At 60.9% G+C, this 2,047-nt stretch carries 3 protein-coding genes; 2 read left to right on the forward strand and 1 reads right to left on the reverse strand.

Translation table 11 applies throughout. From position 1 onward, the window contains the following. A partial coding sequence (locus EN750_RS31585) for a molybdopterin-dependent oxidoreductase (protein WP_145968099.1) occupies positions 1-346 on the forward strand: 346 nt, incomplete at its 5' end. Positions 347-386: 40 nt separating this feature from the next. On the opposite strand, the gene EN750_RS31590 is transcribed toward EN750_RS31585, so the two are convergent. Beyond that, positions 387-1,175, reverse strand: coding sequence for an aspartate/glutamate racemase family protein (locus EN750_RS31590; protein ID WP_127399043.1), 789 nt, complete (start codon positions 1,173-1,175; stop codon positions 387-389). A 221-nt stretch (positions 1,176-1,396) separates the two neighbouring features. On the opposite strand from EN750_RS31590, the gene EN750_RS31595 reads away from it, so the two are divergent. Next, positions 1,397-2,047 (forward strand): FAD-dependent oxidoreductase (locus EN750_RS31595; protein ID WP_127399044.1); only part of this gene is annotated, 651 nt, incomplete at its 3' end.

A 2,047-nucleotide genomic window follows, 5' to 3' on the forward strand; every position in this document is an offset into this window, starting at 1 on the left:
GTCGCTGGTGCTGGACCAGGCGATGGTCAAACCGCAGGCGCGTTACGTCATGTTCCATTGCCTCGACACGATCGACCGCAGCCTGTCGGGCGACATCAAATATTACGGCAGCATCGACCTGGTCGATGCCCGCCACCCACAGACGATTCTCGCCTATGGCCTGAACGGCAAGCCGCTGCCGGTCGAGAACGGCGCTCCGCTGCGGGTTCGCGTCGAGCGCCAACTCGGCTACAAGATGCCGAAATATCTCTACAAGATCGAGTTGGTCGATGGCTTCGCCACTGTCGGCGGCGGTCGCGGCGGCTATTGGGAAGACAATGGTTATGACTGGTACGGCGGAATCTGAATCGCACACCGCAAACGCTGCGGCCCCAAAGATGGCCAACCTATAGCGAGCGGCGAAACAGTTCGCCCTTTCCGGCAATCTGCTCGCCAATGCCGCCAAGCCGCAGCATATGCCAAGCAAGTGCATGGTTGCTCGAGGTTACCGGTTTCCCCAGTTCCTTCTCGACGTCCTCGATGATGCGGGCAACGCGCATGCTGGTGCAGGAAACGAACACCGCCTCACAGTGGCTCGACGCACCGATTTCCAAGATGGCCTGCTTGACCGATGCCGGCGTGATGCGCGCAACGACATTGTCATCCGCCTCGTTGAAGGAGCCCATGACCGGAATGTCCATCCCCCGCGCCATCAGCGATGCACGTAGCGAATGATTGATTTTCGCCAGATAAGGGGTGAGCAGCGCGATCCGCGAGACGCCCAGGGCCTTCAGCGCCGCCCGTGCCGCCGTCACCGGGTTGGTCACCTGCACGCCCGGCAGCACCTCGTGAACGCGTTCGGCGACCTTGTGCTCGCCTATAACCAGCGCTCCCGAGGTGCAGGCAAAACCGATCACATCGAACTTGACGTCCGGCAAGAGCCCGACAGTTCCCGGGATGACGGCCGACATCTTCATCAGGTTTTCCGGCGTGATCTCGACATCGCTGTAGAGCCGCGCCTCGTACAGCGCGATGTCGCGCGCGGGCAGCGCATAGCGGAATTCATCCTCGATGGTCTGGTCGGTTCGAAGGACGAGCAGGCCGAGATTGGCGCGGGTGCCGATCCCGTCGTCGATCTTGAACGGAATGTGTTCCTTGTCGACGACAAGCGCGGCGCGGCTAAGCGGGGCGTCCATGGCGCAGTCCCCTTCCTGATGCCAATCAGAATTGTCGACAATAAAAACGACAACTTTGCCAAACGTGTCAAGAGCTCCGTTCCAATTTTGGGAACCGGGGAATGCCGGGATTTCGCCCTATTTGAACGGTGAATCGATCGTCGACCCACGCGCCGTTGACAATGACCAGCGTCTTCCTGTTGAATTGTCGACAATAGAAACGACAACCATTCGGGTCAGCGATGCGCATATTGATCTTGGGCGGTGGCGTTGTCGGGATCACCACTGCCTATCAGTTGCAGAAGGACGGCCACACGGTCACCGTTCTCGAGCAGGCATCACAGGTGGCCGAAGGGGCAAGCTGGGCAAATGCCGGCATGATCGCGCCCGGCCATTCCTTCGTCTGGTCATCGCCGGCCGCGCCAAAAATCCTGCTGAAGTCACTGTTCCAGAAAGACCAGGCGCTTCGTTTCAAGCTCTCCGCCGACCCGCATCTCTACAGCTGGTCGCTGCGCTTCCTCATGCAATGCACGGCCGCCAAAGCGCGTCGCAACACCCTTCTCAAACATCGGCTTGCGGTCCATTCCCAATCGGTCCTGCAGGCGGTCGTCAGGGAGGAAGCGATCCAGTACGACAGGACATCGGCCGGCATTCTTTACTTCCACCGCAACCGCCAGGCGCTCGACAAGGGCATCGCCAACATGCGCCTGCTGGAGGCCGACGGCCAGGAGATCCGTATCGTCGACGCGCAGGAAATCGTTGACCGCGAGCCGGCGCTGGCTTCGTCGCGCGACAACATCGCCGGCGGCGTATTGTGTCCGACCGACGAAACCGGCGACGCCGCCAAGTTCACGCGCGCGCTGGCGGCCATCGTCGAAAATAGGGGCGGCAAG

It is taken from the genome of Mesorhizobium sp. M7A.F.Ca.ET.027.03.2.1, assembly GCF_003999175.1.
Lineage (GTDB): Bacteria > Pseudomonadota > Alphaproteobacteria > Rhizobiales > Rhizobiaceae > Mesorhizobium.